The sequence below is a fragment of the Stenotrophomonas indicatrix genome, assembly GCF_050573115.1.
Taxonomy (GTDB): Bacteria; Pseudomonadota; Gammaproteobacteria; order Xanthomonadales; family Xanthomonadaceae; genus Stenotrophomonas; species Stenotrophomonas lactitubi_A.
On sequence record NZ_JBNYZT010000001.1, the window covers coordinates 1,188,287 to 1,203,204 of the forward strand.

Genomic DNA, 14,918 nt, shown 5'->3' on the forward strand with positions numbered 1-14,918 from the left:
TTCGGGGAGCCTCCTCGGATGGATGCGCGGAGGTTCCCTATCGTTTCCCGCTTTTTTTATCCATGGAGGCGCGCGCGGCAAGGGCCGCATCGGCGTTGATCGCGCTCGGCATGCGCGACGGGCTGCCGCCCAGGCCAAGGCCGGCGAGCAGATTGTCCACGGCCATCTGCACCATGGCGGTGCGCGTGGCCAGTGAAGCGCTGCCGATGTGCGGGGTCAGCACGATGTTGCGCAGGGCCAGCAGCTCCGGCCGCACGTTCGGCTCGCCTTCGTAGACATCCAGGCCAGCGGCCGCCAGGCGACCATTGGCCAGTGCATCGGCCAGTGCCAGTTCGTCGACGATGCCGCCGCGGGCGATATTCACCAGCGTGGCGGACGGCTTCATCTTCGCCAGCGCGGCGGCGTCGATGATGTGGTGCGACGACGGGGAGTACGGCAGTACGGTCAGCAGATGGTCGGAATGCGCCAGCAGCGTGTCCAGATCCACGTAGGTCGCACCGAGTGCGGATTCGGTATCGGCCGGCAACCGCGAACGGTTGTGGTACAGCACCTTCATGCCGAAGCCGTGCGCACCGCGACGGGCGATGCCCTGGCCGATGCGGCCCATGCCGAGGATGCCCAGCGTGCTGCCATGGATGTCGGCACCGAGCATGGTCTGGAACGACCACTGCCCCCACCTCCCCTCGCGCAGCCAGCGCTCGGATTCGGTGATCCGGCGCGCGGTAGCCATCAGCAGGGCGAAGCCGAGATCGGCGGTGGTCTCGGTGAGGACGTCCGGGGTGTTGCTGGCGAGGATGCCGGCGGCGCTGAGCGCGTCGACATCCAGGTTGTTGTAGCCGACCCCGACATTCGCAATCACCTGCAGCTGCGCGGCATCGGCAACTTGGGCCGCACCGATGCGCTCGTTGAGGGTGATGATCGCGCCGTCAACGTCAGCCAGCTGCGCGGCGATCTGCGGCGGCGACCAAGCGGTGACGGTATCGGTGGTGCGCAGCTGCACGCGATCGCGCAGCGGCGCGATGGCCGCGTCGATCAGCGGCTGGCTCACCCAGACCGTCGGCCGCGTATCAGCCATCAAGCTGGCCGGGAATGCGCGGAGTGATGGTGCCGACGTCGCCGCACTGCGCACGGTGGCGCAGCGCCTGGTCCATCAGCACCAGTGCCATCATCGCCTCGGCGATGGGTGTGGCGCGGATACCGACGCAGGGATCATGGCGGCCGGTGGTGACCACCTCGACCACATTGCCGGCCGTGTCCAGCGATTCACCTGGCAGGCGCAGGCTGGAGGTCGGCTTGAGCACCATCGAAGCGACCACCGGCTGGCCGGTGGAGATGCCACCGAGAATGCCGCCGGCATGGTTGCTGGCAAAACCCTGCGGGGTCAGCAGGTCACGATGCTCGGTGCCCTTCTGCATGGCGCTGGCGAAACCGTCGCCGATCTCCACGCCCTTCACCGCGTTGATGCTCATCAGTGCGGCCGCGAGCTCACCATCGAGCTTGCCGTAGATCGGCTCGCCCCAACCCGGCGGCACGTTGTCGGCGACCACGTCCACGCAGGCGCCGACCGAATCACCGGACTTGCGCAGCGCATCCATGTACGCCTCCAGCTCGGGCACCTGTGCGGCATGCGGCCAGAAGAACGGGTTGTCCTCGACCACCGACCAGTCGAAACCGGCCGGGGTGATCTCGCCCAGCTGCGACAGGTAACCGCGCACGGTGATGCCGAAGCGTTCGGCCAGCCACTTCTTGGCGACCACGCCAGCGGCCACGCGCATGGTGGTCTCGCGCGCCGAGGAACGGCCGCCGCCACGCGGGTCGCGGATGCCGTACTTGTGCCAGTAGCTGTAATCGGCATGCCCCGGACGGAACTGCTGGCCGATGTTGCTGTAGTCCTTGCTGCGCTGGTCGGTGTTGCGGATCAGCAGCGCGATCGGGGTGCCAGTGGTCAGGCCCTCGTACACGCCGGACAGGATCTCGATCTCGTCGGCCTCACGCCGCGCCGAGGTATGCCGGCTCTTGCCGGTGGCGCGACGCTGCAGATCGTGGCTGAATTCGGCCGCGTCCAGCGCCAGCCCCGGCGGGCAGCCATCGATCACGCAGCCGATGGCCGGCCCGTGCGATTCGCCGAACGTGGTGACGGTGAACAGCTTGCCGAACGAATTGGAGCTCACGGGCGCTGTGCCGCCAGTTCGGTGATGCGTGCGCTGTGGGCGATCAGCTCGCGGCACTCGACCGCGAAGATGCCCATCTGGCCGACCTTGAACTCGACCCAGGCGAAATCGACTTCCGGCAGCAGCTTGATCAGGTGCTGTTCGGATTCGCCCACTTCACAGATCAGCAGGCCGTCCTCGCTCAGGTGCAGCGGCGCGTCGCGCAGGATCTTCAGCACCAGGTCGAGGCCGTCGTCGCCGGCACGCAGGCCCATATCCGGCTCGTAGGAGTATTCCTGCGGCAGGGCATCGGTCTCGTCGTTGGTGACGTACGGCGGGTTGGTGACGATCAGATCGTAGTGGCGGCCGGTCAGGCCGTTGAACAGGTCCGACTTCAGCAGCGTCACGTTGTGCGCCTGCAGGCGTTCCTTGTTCTCTTCGGCCAGCGACAGCGCCTCATCGCTGAGGTCCACGCCGTCCACTTCCCAGTTCGGGTAGTAGTGGCCCATGGCGATGGCGATGCAGCCCGAACCGGTGCACAGGTCCAGCGCGCGGCTGACGTCGCGGCCAGCCAGCCACGGCTCGAAGCCGCACTCGATCAGTTCGGCGATCGGCGAACGCGGCACCAGGGCGCGCGTGTCGCTCTTGAAGCTGAGGCCGGCGAACCAGGCTTCACCGGTCAGGTAGGCGGCCGGGATGCGCTCGTCGATGCGGCGCTGGAACAGCTCCAGCACCGTCAGTTTCTCTTCCCGCAGCAGCCGCGCCTGGCCGTAGGCCGGGCCGAGGTCGTGTGGCAGGTGCAGGCCGTGCAGCACCAGCTGGGTGGCCTCGTCCAGGGCATTGTCGTAGCTGTGCCCGAAGGTCAGGCCCGCAGCGTTGAAACGGCTGGTGCCGTAGCGGATCAGATCGATGATCGTGTGGAGTTCGGCGGCCGTTTCAGCGGTCATGGCGGTACTGCGGGCAAAGTGGCCCCCGATTATAGGGGTTGCCGCCTGCGCCGGCATCCGTTGCGGCAGAAACGATCCAGTCGCAGCCGGTATGATGGTGGCCACTTCCTGCGGCGGAATCCCATGTTCAATCGCAACGTCGGCATCATCCTGCTGATCGCTCTGGCAGCGGGCCTTGGCCTGCTCGCCGCCCAGCAGGTGTTCGCGCCGAAGCCGCCGGCCGGGCAGCCGGCCACCGAAGCGATCACCCTGTACCCGCAGCCGCGCGCCCTGCCCGACTACAACCTGGCCCAGTCCGACGGTACGCGCCTGATTCCCGGCGAGCTGAAAGGTCACTGGACCCTGGTGTTCCTCGGCTTCACCTTCTGCCCGGACGTCTGCCCGACCACGCTGGCCGAGCTGGCCGGTGCGCAGAACCAGTGGGAAGCGCTGCCCGATGGCCTGCGCCCGCGCGTGCTGTTCGTCTCGGTCGATCCTGAGCGCGACACCGCGACCCGCCTGGGCGAGTACGCCCATGGCTTCCACAAGGACACCCTGGCGGCGACCGCCGACATCCCCTCGCTGGAGCGCTTTGCCACCTCGCTGGGCTTTGTGTTCCAGAAGGTGCCGGGCAAGCACTTCGACGAGAATCCCGAGGATTACACCCTCGAGCACTCCGCCAGCCTGGCCGTGCTCGATCCGCAGGGTCGGCTTGCCGGCCTGGTGCGGCCCCCGTTCAACGCGCCGGCGATCGCCCGCGACCTGCAGAAGCTGACCGAGAAATCCGCCCCATGAGTCTGACCACCGCCCTGACGTACGTCCTGCCCCACCGCCTGCTGTCCTCGATGGCGCGTTCGCTGGCGTACTCGGACAACCCGCGCGTATCGCGCTGGCTGATCGACACGGTCACCCGCAAGTTCAACGTCAACCTTGATGAAGCGGCCAACCCGGACCCGCGCAGCTACCCGACCTTCAATCAGTTCTTCACCCGCGCGCTGAAACCCGGCGCGCGCGTGGCCGATGCCGATCCGCGCAGCCTGGTGATGCCGGCCGATGGCCGCATCAGCCAGCTCGGAAAGATCGACGCCGGGCGCATATTCCAGGCCAAGGGCCAGTCCTTCACCGCCGCCGAACTGCTGGGCAGCGCCGAGGATGCCAAGCCATTCAACGATGGGCTGTATGCCACGGTGTACCTGTCGCCGCGCGACTACCACCGCGTGCACATGCCCTGGACCGGCACCCTGCGCGAGACCGTGCACGTGCCCGGCCGCCTGTTCAGCGTCGGTCCGGCCGCAGTCAACAACGTACCGGGTCTGTTCGCACGCAACGAACGCCTGGTCTGCCACTTCGACACCAGTTTCGGCCCGATGGTCAGCGTGATGGTCGGTGCGCTGCTGGTGTCGGGCGTGGAAACGGTGTGGAGCGGCGAAGAGATTCCACACTACGGCGACCGTATCACCCGCAAGGATTACCGCGGCAAGGGCATCACACTGCAGCGTTTCGAGGAGATGGCGCGCTTCAATTACGGCTCGACCGTGATCGTGCTGCTGCCACCGGGGGTGGCCGAATTCGCCCCGCACCTGGATGCCGAGCATCCGGTGCAGCTGGGTCAGGCACTGGCGAAGCTGCGCTGATCTTCTGGTAGTGCCGGCCGCTGGCCGGCATCTCCGTCGATCCAACGCATCGAGTGTTGCCGGCCAGCGGCCGGCACTACCGGATGCGGGCGTTACTGCAGGGTTCGCTCCGCACCTGGATGCCGGGCATCGAGTGCCGCTGGGCAGACACTGGCGAAGCTGCGCTGATCTTCTGGTAGTGCCGGCCGCTGGCCGGCATCTCCGTCGATCCAACGCATCGAGCGTTGCCGGCCAGCGGCCGGCACTATCGGATGCGGACCTTACTGCAGGGTTCGCTCCGCACCTGGATGCCGGGCATCGGGGGCAACTGGGTCAGGCACTGGCGAAGCTGCGCTGATCCCTTGGTAGCGCCAGCCGCTGGCCGGCATCGCCGTTATCCAACGCATCGAGCGTTGCCGGCCAGCGGCCGGCACTACCGGATGCGTGCGTTGCTGCAGGGTTCGCCCCGCACCTGGATGCCAGGGCATCGGGTGCAGCTGGGTCAGGCACTGGCGAAGCTGCGCTGATCTTCTGGTAGTGCCGCCCGCTGGCCGGCATCTCCATTGATCCAACGCATCGAGTGTTGCCGGCCAGCGGCCGGCACTACCGGATGCGGGCGTTACTGCAGGGTCGGCGCCGGGCCGACGTCCATGCCGTCGTAGTCTTCCACGCCCATCTGCGTGGCCAGCGCGCTCAGTTCCTGGTTGCGCTTGTCCAGCGAGGCTTCGTCGTGGACTTCCACACGCTCCACGTGCAGCACGTGGAATGCGGCGTCACCGTCCTCCGGCTCCTGCTCGAACAGTTCCACCAGCACATACCCCTGCGCCTGCAGGTGGGTGCCCAGTGCCTGCAGCGGCTCGGCGGTGGAGTGCACGAAGAAGTACCCCCACAGCAGCGGGGCATCCAGGTCCCAGTCGGTGTTCTCGCGGAGGTTGGTGAACAGGTTGCGGGTGTCTTCGATGTCCATGCGATATCCAGATTGCAGAAAGATTATTTGTCGCAGCCCTGCAGCTTCAGCACCTGGCCGTGGCGCAGGCTGTAGCCGGGGGCCTTGAGGCCATTGGCGCGGGCCAGCACCGGCACATCGCACTGGAACTTGGCGGCGATCCGGCCCAGGGTCTCACCCTTGCCGACCTTGTAGCTGCGGGCCGGCTTGGCACGCGGGGCCGGCGCCGGGCGCGGCGCAGCCACGGGCGCGGCAGGCGCGGTCGGCACGCTGCTGGCGGCGTTGGGATCGACCACCGGTACCACCCCGCCCACGGCCACGCTGCCGGTGTAGCTGGCAGCGCTGGGGCGCATGATCGCGGCATTGAGGTCGGCGGTGATCAGGGTGCGGGCCAGATCCGCACGCGGGCCGCTGACGCAGTTGCGCGCGTACAGGCCGGCAATGCGGTTGGTGGCATTGATGAGGGTTCCTGCCGGGATCCAGCCATCGGCCTCATAGCGCGGGTTGAGGTTGCGCAACGCGCGCATATAACCATCGCGGGTGCCATGGCTGCCCAGGCAGATGGTCAGCTCGTAGATCGTGGTGGAACGGGCCAGGCGGATGGTGGCCGGCTGTGCGTTGATCTTCGGGAACTCCACGCCGTACTGCTGCGGGTGCAGGAAGATCCAGGACGCAGCGATCACCATCGGCACGTAGTCCTTGGTCTCGCCCGGGAACTGGTTGTAGACGCTGTCCACCCAGAAGCTCTGGCCCGGGTACTGCTTGTAGACGCGGGCCGCGCGGCCCTCACCGCCGTTGTAGCCGGCCAACGACAGTTCGACGTTGTTGTTGAGCTCGCGCATGCGTTCGTTGAGGTACGTCGCGCTGGCTTCGGCGGCGCTGCGCGCGTCGAAGCGGGTATCGAAACCGGTGCCGTCCGGGCCCAGGCCAAAGCGGCGACCGGTGGCCGGCATGAACTGCATCAGTCCTGCGGCACCAGCGCGCGAGGACGCATGCACGCGGCCATTGGACTCCTTGGCCATGATGCCGAACAGCAGCGCCTCGGGCAGGCCGCGCTTCTCCCATTCCGGCCACATCACCGCGCGCAGGTTCTGGTAGTTCTCGTAGGTGGTCATCAAGGCCGGGCGCATGTCGGTCAGCCAACGGCGGATGCCGGCCTGCACGGCCGGGTTGTACTCGACCATGTTGTCGAAGGCATGGCGCTTGTCGTTGAGCAGCGCCGCCGCCCGGGCCGCCTCGGGCACATCGGCAGCCAGCGGGCCGACATGGTCCGGGTCGGCTTCCAGGCGGTCGCCGGCTTCATCGGCCACGTCATCATCGGCGGCGGCATCGGCGTCGTGCTTGAGCAGCCGCTTGTAGGTCGCCAGCATGTTGCTCATCTGGCAGCCCTTCTGCTTCACGCACTCGCTGATGACATCTTCCATGTCCTCCAGCGCGGCGTCGGCCTCGTTGCGACCCTTCGGATCGGCGTTGGCCACCAGCAGCACGGCATCGCTGTAGCGCTTCTCGGCAGCCGTCATGCGCAGCTGCAGTGCATCCACCTTCACCTTGTCCCGGGCCGAAACCCGCTGTGCGTGGGCCTCCGGTGCCAGGGAAACCAGGCCAGCCAGGGCCAGCAGCGGCCAGGTGCGGGAAATCAGGACAGGAACGGGCATTGGTGGCACTGTGTATGAAACAGGCAGGCAGAGTAGCGGCGCTGCCAAGGTCGGGGCAAGCCGACCTTCGGCCCGTCACCGTCGGCGGTTAACATTGGCACATTCATCACAAGGGCTGGACCATGGATCCGATTCTGCTCGGCAAAGGCATCACCGACGATGTGGCTGTCACCCTGCTGCCGAAACTCGGCAACCGCCATGGGTTGGTGGCCGGCGCTACCGGCACCGGCAAGACCGTGACCCTGATGACCCTGGCCGAGGGCTTTTCGCGGATCGGGGTACCGGTGTTCCTGGCCGATGTGAAGGGCGATGTCTCCGGCCTGGCCGTGCCGGGTACCGGCGCAGACAATCTGCTCAAGCGCGCGGCCGAGATCGGCGTGAGCGACTACGCCCCGGCGGCCAGTCCCACCGTGTTCTGGGATCTGTACGGCAAGCTCGGCCATCCGGTACGCACCACCGTAAGCGAGATGGGCCCGACCCTGCTGGCCCGCATCCTGGAATTGAACGACACCCAGGCCGGCGTGCTCGACATTGTGTTCAAGCTGGCCGATGACCGCGGCCTGCTGCTGCTGGACATGGACGACCTGCGCGCCCTGCTCGGCCTGGTGGCCGAGGAGCGCAAGGACATCTCCACCGAGTACGGCCTGGTCAGCGCGCAATCCGTGGCGGCCATCCAGCGCTCCCTGCTGCGCCTGGCGCAGGACGGCGGCGAGCATTTCTTCGGCGAACCGGCGCTGGAACTGGCCGACATCATGCGGGTCAACCATGATGGCCGCGGTGTCATCGGCATCCTTGCCGCCGACCAGCTGGTGCTCAAGCCCAAGCTGTATTCCACTTTCCTGCTGTGGTTGTTGTCGGAGCTGTTCGAGCAGCTGCCGGAAGTGGGCGACCTCGACAAGCCGAAACTGGTCTTCATTTTCGACGAAGCGCACCTGCTGTTCGACGATGCGCCCCCCGCACTGGTACAGCGCATCGAACAAGTGGTGCGACTGATTCGTTCCAAGGGCGTGGGCGTGTACTTCTGCTCGCAGTTCCCGGACGACGTGCCGGCCAACATCCTCGGCCAGCTCGGCAACCGCGTACAGCACGCGTTGCGCGCATTCACCCCGCGCGACCAGAAGGCAGTGAAGACCGCCGCCGAGACCTTCGTGCCGAACCCGAAGCTGGATGTGGTGAAGGTGCTCAGCCAGCTTGGTACCGGTGAAGCGCTGGTGTCCACGCTGCAGGACAAGGGCGTGCCGATGCCGGTACAGCAGACGATGATCGCCCCGCCGCGCTGCCGCATGGGACCGGTCACCGACACCGAACGTACGCAGGTGCGTGCCGGCAGCCCGGTCGGTACCCGCTACGACACTGCCATCAACCGCGAATCGGCCGCCGAACTGCTTGCCCAGCGCGCGCAGAAGGCGGTTGAGAAAACCGATGCGCCGGCAGCGCGCAGCCGTGAGCAGGACGAGGCGCAGGAAGGTGGCTTCGGACAATCGATCAAGGACGCAATCTTTGGCACCAAGCGCCGCCAGGGCATGATCGAGACGATGGCCAAGCAGACCACGCGTACGGTCGGTACCAAGCTGGGCAACCAGATCGTGCGCGGCATTCTGGGCGGCATCTTCGGCGGCAAGCGCTGAGCTCCGTCAATGGGTCAGAGCCCTTCCTGCGGAAGGGACCTGACTCCACTGCATGACCCGGGGTCGGACCCCTTCCGCAGGAAGGGCTTCGACCCCATCGCTCCCCTGAAAAGAAGTCTTACCGCATGTCCCGTTGGCGTCCCCCCGCAGAAAAGAGCACCGCGCTGATCACCGCCGCCGGCCATGCACGCTTGAAAGCCGAGCTGGATGAGCTGTGGCGGGTGCGTCGACCCGAAGTGGTCAAGGCGCTGGCCGCGGCCGCCGCCGAAGGCGATCGCTCGGAGAATGCCGAATACACCTACCGCAAGAAGCAGCTGGGCGAGCTCGATCGTCGCGTGCGCTACCTGACCAAGCGCCTGGAATCACTGCGCGTGGTCGACACCACGCCGACCGATCCACAAGCGGTGTTCTTCGGTGCCTGGGTGGAACTGGAGAACGTGGACAGCGGGCAGACCAGCCGCTACCGCATCGTCGGGCCGGATGAGACCGATGCAGGGCTGGGCTGGATCAGCATCGATTCGCCGTTGGCGCGGGCATTGTTGAAGAAGCGCCTGGATGATGAGTTTTCGGTGGAACTGCCCAGTGGTCATCACACCTTTGCGGTGATCGATGTCGAGTACGAGACTGCGGCCAAGGGCTGAGCCTCTGGCGGGCAGCCGCGCTCAGCCGGGCATGGGCTCGGCTCTACAGCAGCGGCGACGGGTAACGGCGCCCTTCGCGCAGTGGGCGGAAGTAGTCGTCGTTCGTGTAGAAGGCTGACGTCTGATCGGTGTGCCAGCCCGGAATGCCCGCCAATGGCAGCGGCCGCAGCTCCAAAGGGTCGAGCAGCACCCTGCCCTCGTCGATGGCCTGCGCGACCGCATCGACGCAGGCCGCATCGTCATCGCCCTGCAGCACGATGCATTTACCCACCAGCAGCCGGCCCGGCAGCAACGCCTGTTCCATCAAGGCATGACCAAATACAGCGGCAATGTTGATCCGCCCTGTTTGCCAATGGCTCGGTTTGAACAGCCCGCGCCAATCATGAGCATCCCAGGCCTCCAGCAACGCCGGATCGTGCACGCGCACCACCACGCCGGTTTCATCGAACTGGGTCAGCGCGGCCTGCGCGCGGTTGCGCTGCCCTGCGGCCATGCTGTCGATGTGCCGGCATTGCTGCGTGTTGAGTGCGCGCTTGATCGGCAGGTAGCGTGCCCAGACCAGGGCATTGAACAGGTCGTGCCAGTTTTCGGCACGGGTGGCGATGCGGCCTTCGGCGATGCGCGTTTCATAGTGCAGGCCGTCGGCCAGCAACGCCGCATCCTGTTCAACAAAGCGTTTGCCCGGCAGTGCAAGACGCGCGTCCAGGTCGGACACGCGCGGCCAGTTCGCTGCGGTCAGCAGATCACCGAATTCGGCGATACCGGCAAACAGCGGATGACCGAACGCAGATCGATCCACTACCGCGCGCAGCGGCGCCACGAAGCGGCGGGGGCCGCCATCAGCAGCCTCCGCCCCGGTCACAGCACCTTGAGGTCGAAGGCCGGGCGCGTGCTCGGCGGCAGCGCGTCGCCGTAGAGGTCGTGCTCGTCGCTTTCGGTGATTTCCACGTCGACGAACTCACCCACGCGCAACGCCACCTGATCGGCGTTCTGGATATGCACCAGACCGTCGATCTCCGGCGCATCGGCCTTGGAACGGGCTACAGCGATATCGCCTTCGATGGCATCGACCAGGCATTGCTGCACGGTGCCGATCTTGGCTTCCAGACGCGAGGCTGAAATCTGCGCCTGCTTTTCCATGAAGCGCGCCAAGCGCTCCTGCTTCACTTCTTCCGGCACCGGGTCCGGCAGGTTGTTGGCCGTGGCGCCCTCGACGGGCGAGTAGGCGAACGCGCCGACGCGGTCCAGCTGCGCTTCGTCCAGGAAGGACAGCAGCTCTTCGAACTCGGCCTCGGTCTCGCCCGGGAAACCGACGATGAAGGTCGAACGCACGGTGATGTCCGGCGCGATGCGGCGCCAGTTCTGCACGCGCTCCAGGGTCTTCTCGACCGCACCGGGGCGCTTCATCAGACGCAGGATGCGCGGGCTGGCGTGCTGGAACGGGATGTCCAGGTACGGCAGGATGCGGTTCTCGGCCATCAGCGGCACCACGTCATCGACGTGCGGATACGGATAGACGTAGTGCATGCGCACCCACGCATCCAGTTCGGACAAGCCTTCGCACAGTGCCTTCAGGCGGGTCTGGTAGGCCTTGTCGCGCCACATCTTCTCGGCGTACTTCACATCCACGCCGTAGGCCGAGGTGTCCTGCGAAACCACCAGCAGCTCGCGCACGCCGCCGCGCACCAGGCGCTCGGCTTCGCGCAGCACGTCATCCACCGGCCGCGAGACCAGCTTGCCGCGCATCGACGGAATGATGCAGAAGCTGCAATGGTGGTTGCAGCCCTCGGAAATCTTCAGATAGGCGTAGTGACGCGGGGTCAGCTTGATGCCGTAGTCCGGCACCAGATCCACGAAGGGATCGTGCTTGGGCGGCAGCGCCGCATGCACGGCTTCCATCACGCTCTGGTAGTCCTGCGGCCCGGAGACCGCCAGCACGTTCGGGTACGCCTCACGGATCTGCTCGGGGCGCTTGCCCAGGCAGCCGGTGACGATCACCTTGCCGTTCTGGTTCATCGCCTCGCCGATGGCGTCCAGCGATTCGGTCACCGCCGAATCGATGAAGCCACAGGTGTTGACCACCACCACGTCGGCCGAATCGTAGGACGGGACGATGTCGTAGCCTTCCGACCGCAGCTGGGTGAGGATGCGCTCGGAATCGACGAGGGCCTTCGGGCAGCCAAGGCTGACGAAGCCGACTTTGGGGTTCAGCTGGGACATGGAATCGCGGGACTCTGGGGGCCTGGGCCCCTGCCAGCATGGCAGGGGGACCTGGGGGCCGGGGCCTGAAAGGGCGCCAGTATACCGGGGTTGGGGGGCGGCCTCTGAATCGTGTGAGCCGCCCGATACCGCACAGCCGCTGACGTCGCGCTAACCCGCCCAGCACCGACAATGCAGGCCTGTCCCCTGCAACGAGGTACATCCCGATGTCCGAATGGATCACCCTGGACACGCATTACGGCCCTGTCCGCGCCTGGCAGGCCCTGCCCGAGGGCAAACCCCGCGGCGCGCTGGTGGTGGTGCAGGAGATCTTCGGCGCCAACCCACACATCCGCGGCGTCGCCGAACGTTTCGCGGCCGAGGGCTACGCGGTGCTGGCGCCGTCGTTCTTCGACCTGATCGACGGCCCCGAGGCCGACCCGGATGCCCTGCCCTACAGCCCCGAAGGCGTGAAGGATGGCCTGGAACGGGTCACCGCCCTGGGCATGGAGAAAGCGCTGGAAGTAGTTCGTGCCGCCGCCACCCGGCTGGCCCCGCATGGCAAGGTCGGCACGGTCGGCTACTGCTGGGGAGGCAGCGTCGCGCTGCTGTCCGCGCTGCGTCTGGGCCTGCCCTCGGTGAGCTACTACGGCGCGCGCAACGTGCAGTTCCTGGATGAAACGCCGAAGGCCCCGGTGATGTTCCACTTCGGCGCGCAGGACAAGAGCATCCCGCCGGCGGCGATCCAGGCCCACCGCGAGAAGCTGCCGCAGATGGCGACCTACGTCTATCCGGCCGATCATGCCTTCAACCGCGAGGTCGGACATGCGTATGATCCAGACAGCGCCGCCCTGGCGCTGCAACGCACCCTGGACTTCTTCTCGGAGCATCTTGGATGAGCGATTTCGAACTCGATTCACGCCTGGCCACCGATAGCGTGCTGGTGGCCGAAGGCCCGTTGTCGCAAGTGCGACTGATGAACGACGAACGATTCCCCTGGCTGGTCCTGGTGCCGCGCCTGGCCGGGGTGACCGAGTGGATCGAGCTGGACGGCGAGCAGCAGGACAAGCTGCGTACCGAGCTCAACCGCGCATGCAAGGCGCTGCACGGCTCCGACGGGGTGGAGAAGATCAACATCGGCGCGCTGGGCAATATCGTGCGCCAGCTGCATTTCCACGTGATCGGCCGCCACGACGGCGATCCGGCGTGGCCGGGACCGGTCTGGGGCAGCGGCCCGGCGCACCGCTATGAGGCGGCCGCGCTGGACCAGCATGTCGCCTACTGGAAGGAACGGCTAGGATATCCGGCCCATTCCTGAGCCAGTGCCGACCTGATGCGATTCAATATCGTCGCCGCCATCCTGCTGATCCTGATCGGCCTGTTCATGCTGGCCAGCAACCTGGGCTGGACCAACCTGAACCTGTCGCGCCTGCTGCTGACCTGGTGGCCGCTCGGCTTGGTGGCCGTAGGCATCGCGATCCTGTTCGGTCGCGGCAAATAAGCAAAGGCGGCGCATGCGCCGCCTTCGCCATCACGCAGAACGCCGGGTATCGCCCGGCGCCATCTTCAGGTGCGCGGCAGGGTCACGCCGGTCTGGCCCTGGTACTTGCCGCCGCGGTCCTTGTACGAGGTCTCGCACACTTCATCGGACTGGAAGAACAGCATCTGCGCCACGCCCTCGTTGGCGTAGATGCGCGCCGGCAGCGGCGTGGTGTTGCTGAATTCCAGGGTCACGTGGCCTTCCCACTCCGGCTCCAGCGGGGTCACGTTGACGATGATGCCGCAGCGCGCATAGGTGCTCTTGCCCAGGCACACCACCAGGGTGTCGCGCGGAATGCGGAAATACTCGACCGTGCGTGCCAGCGCGAAGCTGTTCGGCGGAATGATGCATTCATCACCGACGATGTCGACGAAGCTGCCCGGGTCGAAATGCTTGGGGTCCACGATCGTCGAGTTGATGTTGGTGAACACCTTGAACTCGCGCGAGCAGCGCACGTCGTAGCCGTAGCTGGAGGTGCCATAGCTGACGATGCGCTCGCCGTTGACCTGCTTGACCTGCCCGGCCTCGTACGGCTCGATCATGCCGTGCTGTTCGGACATCTGGCGGATCCAACGGTCACTCTTGATGCTCATGCTCTGTCCTGGGTGCAAGGGGGCGCGAGGATTCTAACAGGGGGCCGGGCGTCGCCGCCGCAGCCCCGCCAGCGGCCCTTACAGCAGCGAGGACAGGATCGGGATCGAGGCGCGCGGGCGCTTGCCCACCTCCTCGACCAGACGCTGGGCAGCGCGATGGTAGGCCTGGGCCGCCGCCGAATCCGGCTGCGCGGCGGTGATCGGGGTGCCGGCATCGCCCTGCTCGCGGATGCCGATCTGCAGCGGCAACGACCCCAGCAGCGGTACGCCGTACTGCGCCGCCATGCGCTCGCCACCGCCCTCACCGAACAGATGCTCCACGTGCCCACAGTTGCTGCAGGTGTGCACGGCCATGTTCTCGACCACGCCCAGCACCGGCACCTCGACCTTCTCGAACATCTTCAGCGCCTTCTTCGCATCCAGCGTGGCGATGTCCTGCGGCGTGGTGACGATCACTGCACCGGCCAACGGGATCTTCTGCACCAGCGTCAGCTGGATGTCGCCGGTGCCCGGTGGCAGGTCGATCAGCAGGTAATCCAGGTCGTCCCACAGCGTGTCTTCGAACAGCTGGGTCAGCGCCGCCGTCGCGCGCGGTGCGCGCATGATCAGCGGCGTTTCGTCCTCGACCAGATAGCCGATCGACATGGTGTCCACGCCGAAGGCACGCATCGGCTCGATGCTCTTGTTGTCCGGGCTTTCCGGGCGACCGGACAGGCCGAGCATCGCCGGCACGCTGGGGCCGTAGATGTCCGCATCAAGCACGCCGACGCGCGCGCCAAGCTGCTGCAGGGCGACGGCGAGATTGACCGCCGTGGTCGACTTGCCCACCCCACCCTTTCCCGAGCCCACCGCGATCACGTTGCGGATGCGCGCATGCGGCGCCAGTCCCTTCTGCACCTGGCTGGCATGCGGACGACGGGAAGAACTGTTCACTGCGGACTCCGGGTGAATCGATAATAAGAACCCAACATCATACTAGCTGGACGTACGCTGACTGAAATTCAGGATTGCTACAGATTCGTGCACA

General features: G+C 66.4%; 16 protein-coding genes. 7 read left to right on the forward strand and 9 right to left on the reverse strand.

Annotated elements, in window-relative coordinates; translation table 11 throughout:
- Positions 1–37: 37 nt before the first annotated feature.
- The 3 genes from ACQ5SA_RS05425 to prmB are packed head-to-tail and all read right to left on the reverse strand — an operon-like array spanning position 38 to position 3,097.
- On the reverse strand, positions 38–1,075 hold the full coding sequence (locus ACQ5SA_RS05425; RefSeq protein WP_230109726.1) for a 2-hydroxyacid dehydrogenase: 1,038 nt from the start codon (positions 1,073–1,075) through the stop codon (positions 38–40).
- Entirely contained in the window at positions 1,068–2,171 is a 1,104-nt protein-coding gene (aroC, locus tag ACQ5SA_RS05430; RefSeq protein WP_100461071.1) for a chorismate synthase, read from the reverse strand. Before aroC ends, ACQ5SA_RS05425 begins: the two co-directional genes overlap by 8 nt.
- Complete coding sequence (prmB, locus tag ACQ5SA_RS05435) at positions 2,168–3,097, reverse strand: 50S ribosomal protein L3 N(5)-glutamine methyltransferase (RefSeq protein ID WP_499313087.1); 930 nt, start codon at positions 3,095–3,097, stop codon at positions 2,168–2,170. The genes aroC and prmB overlap by 4 nt, the downstream gene beginning before the upstream one ends.
- 123 nt (positions 3,098–3,220) lie before the next feature.
- On the opposite strand from prmB, the gene ACQ5SA_RS05440 reads away from it, so the two are divergent.
- Positions 3,221–3,871 carry an SCO family protein gene (locus ACQ5SA_RS05440; protein ID WP_025876141.1) on the forward strand — a complete coding sequence of 217 codons (651 nt, stop codon included), beginning with the start codon at positions 3,221–3,223 and terminating at the stop codon, positions 3,869–3,871.
- Entirely contained in the window at positions 3,868–4,710 is an 843-nt protein-coding gene (gene asd / locus ACQ5SA_RS05445; RefSeq protein ID WP_483023848.1) for an archaetidylserine decarboxylase, read from the forward strand. Before ACQ5SA_RS05440 ends, asd begins: the two co-directional genes overlap by 4 nt.
- A 598-nt stretch (positions 4,711–5,308) precedes the next feature.
- Here the strand turns inward: asd and ACQ5SA_RS05450 are convergent.
- Together ACQ5SA_RS05450 and ACQ5SA_RS05455 are read right to left on the reverse strand one after the other, a co-directional pair.
- Positions 5,309–5,656, reverse strand: a complete 348-nt coding sequence (locus tag ACQ5SA_RS05450) for a ribonuclease E inhibitor RraB (protein WP_230109722.1) — start codon at positions 5,654–5,656, stop codon at positions 5,309–5,311.
- 23 nt (positions 5,657–5,679) lie between these two features.
- Positions 5,680–7,290 (reverse strand): transglycosylase SLT domain-containing protein, encoded by a 1,611-nt coding sequence (locus ACQ5SA_RS05455; RefSeq protein ID WP_230109721.1) that lies wholly within the window; start codon positions 7,288–7,290, stop codon positions 5,680–5,682.
- Between the two features lie 122 nt (positions 7,291–7,412).
- Between ACQ5SA_RS05455 and ACQ5SA_RS05460 the strand changes: the two genes are divergently transcribed.
- Together ACQ5SA_RS05460 and greB are read left to right on the forward strand one after the other, a co-directional pair.
- On the forward strand, positions 7,413–8,918 hold the full coding sequence (locus ACQ5SA_RS05460; RefSeq protein WP_353098547.1) for a helicase HerA-like domain-containing protein: 1,506 nt from the start codon (positions 7,413–7,415) through the stop codon (positions 8,916–8,918).
- A 125-nt stretch (positions 8,919–9,043) separates the two neighbouring features.
- Positions 9,044–9,559, forward strand: a complete 516-nt coding sequence (gene greB, locus ACQ5SA_RS05465) for a transcription elongation factor GreB (protein ID WP_499313094.1) — start codon at positions 9,044–9,046, stop codon at positions 9,557–9,559.
- 43 nt (positions 9,560–9,602) lie between these two features.
- Here the strand turns inward: greB and ACQ5SA_RS05470 are convergent, their stop codons facing one another.
- Together ACQ5SA_RS05470 and rimO are read right to left on the reverse strand one after the other, a co-directional pair.
- Positions 9,603–10,421, reverse strand: coding sequence for a DUF3025 domain-containing protein (locus ACQ5SA_RS05470; protein ID WP_499313098.1), 819 nt, complete (start codon positions 10,419–10,421; stop codon positions 9,603–9,605).
- On the reverse strand, positions 10,418–11,779 hold the full coding sequence (rimO, locus tag ACQ5SA_RS05475; protein ID WP_230109718.1) for a 30S ribosomal protein S12 methylthiotransferase RimO: 1,362 nt from the start codon (positions 11,777–11,779) through the stop codon (positions 10,418–10,420). Before rimO ends, ACQ5SA_RS05470 begins: the two co-directional genes overlap by 4 nt.
- 206 nt (positions 11,780–11,985) lie before the next feature.
- Here rimO and ACQ5SA_RS05480 point away from each other — a divergent pair, with 206 nt between their 5' ends.
- From ACQ5SA_RS05480 to ACQ5SA_RS05490, 3 genes are read left to right on the forward strand one after another with little or no spacing between them, the layout of a single operon-like run.
- The gene (locus ACQ5SA_RS05480; protein WP_499313105.1) at positions 11,986–12,657 is read left to right on the forward strand and encodes a dienelactone hydrolase family protein; all 672 of its coding nucleotides are present in this window, start codon (positions 11,986–11,988) and stop codon (positions 12,655–12,657) included.
- Positions 12,654–13,076 (forward strand): HIT domain-containing protein, encoded by a 423-nt coding sequence (locus ACQ5SA_RS05485; RefSeq protein WP_230109716.1) that lies wholly within the window; start codon positions 12,654–12,656, stop codon positions 13,074–13,076. The genes ACQ5SA_RS05480 and ACQ5SA_RS05485 overlap by 4 nt, the downstream gene beginning before the upstream one ends.
- Positions 13,077–13,091: 15 nt before the next feature.
- Positions 13,092–13,259 (forward strand): LiaI-LiaF-like domain-containing protein, encoded by a 168-nt coding sequence (locus tag ACQ5SA_RS05490; protein WP_025876120.1) that lies wholly within the window; start codon positions 13,092–13,094, stop codon positions 13,257–13,259.
- Between the two features lie 65 nt (positions 13,260–13,324).
- On the opposite strand, the gene dcd is transcribed toward ACQ5SA_RS05490, so the two are convergent.
- Positions 13,325–13,891, reverse strand: coding sequence for a dCTP deaminase (dcd, locus tag ACQ5SA_RS05495; RefSeq protein ID WP_089236335.1), 567 nt, complete (start codon positions 13,889–13,891; stop codon positions 13,325–13,327).
- Positions 13,892–13,969: 78 nt separating this feature from the next.
- Positions 13,970–14,824, reverse strand: coding sequence for an iron-sulfur cluster carrier protein ApbC (apbC, locus tag ACQ5SA_RS05500; RefSeq protein ID WP_089236336.1), 855 nt, complete (start codon positions 14,822–14,824; stop codon positions 13,970–13,972).
- Between the last annotated feature and the right edge of the window lie 94 nt (positions 14,825–14,918).

What these genes read in the sequence shown, in the direction of transcription:
- prmB (WP_499313087.1), bottom strand. Translation starts at nt 3,097, where the DNA reads ATGACCGCTGAAACGGCCGCCGAACTCCACACGATCATCGATCTGATC.
- ACQ5SA_RS05425 (WP_230109726.1), bottom strand. Translation starts at nt 1,075, where the DNA reads ATGGCTGATACGCGGCCGACGGTCTGGGTGAGCCAGCCGCTGATCGAC.
- dcd (WP_089236335.1), bottom strand. Translation starts at nt 13,891, where the DNA reads ATGAGCATCAAGAGTGACCGTTGGATCCGCCAGATGTCCGAACAGCAC.
- ACQ5SA_RS05485 (WP_230109716.1), top strand. Translation starts at nt 12,654, where the DNA reads ATGAGCGATTTCGAACTCGATTCACGCCTGGCCACCGATAGCGTGCTG.
- ACQ5SA_RS05480 (WP_499313105.1), top strand. Translation starts at nt 11,986, where the DNA reads ATGTCCGAATGGATCACCCTGGACACGCATTACGGCCCTGTCCGCGCC.
- ACQ5SA_RS05490 (WP_025876120.1), top strand. Translation starts at nt 13,092, where the DNA reads ATGCGATTCAATATCGTCGCCGCCATCCTGCTGATCCTGATCGGCCTG.
- ACQ5SA_RS05460 (WP_353098547.1), top strand. Translation starts at nt 7,413, where the DNA reads ATGGATCCGATTCTGCTCGGCAAAGGCATCACCGACGATGTGGCTGTC.
- greB (WP_499313094.1), top strand. Translation starts at nt 9,044, where the DNA reads ATGTCCCGTTGGCGTCCCCCCGCAGAAAAGAGCACCGCGCTGATCACC.
- ACQ5SA_RS05440 (WP_025876141.1), top strand. Translation starts at nt 3,221, where the DNA reads ATGTTCAATCGCAACGTCGGCATCATCCTGCTGATCGCTCTGGCAGCG.
- ACQ5SA_RS05455 (WP_230109721.1), bottom strand. Translation starts at nt 7,290, where the DNA reads ATGCCCGTTCCTGTCCTGATTTCCCGCACCTGGCCGCTGCTGGCCCTG.
- ACQ5SA_RS05450 (WP_230109722.1), bottom strand. Translation starts at nt 5,656, where the DNA reads ATGGACATCGAAGACACCCGCAACCTGTTCACCAACCTCCGCGAGAAC.
- rimO (WP_230109718.1), bottom strand. Translation starts at nt 11,779, where the DNA reads ATGTCCCAGCTGAACCCCAAAGTCGGCTTCGTCAGCCTTGGCTGCCCG.
- asd (WP_483023848.1), top strand. Translation starts at nt 3,868, where the DNA reads ATGAGTCTGACCACCGCCCTGACGTACGTCCTGCCCCACCGCCTGCTG.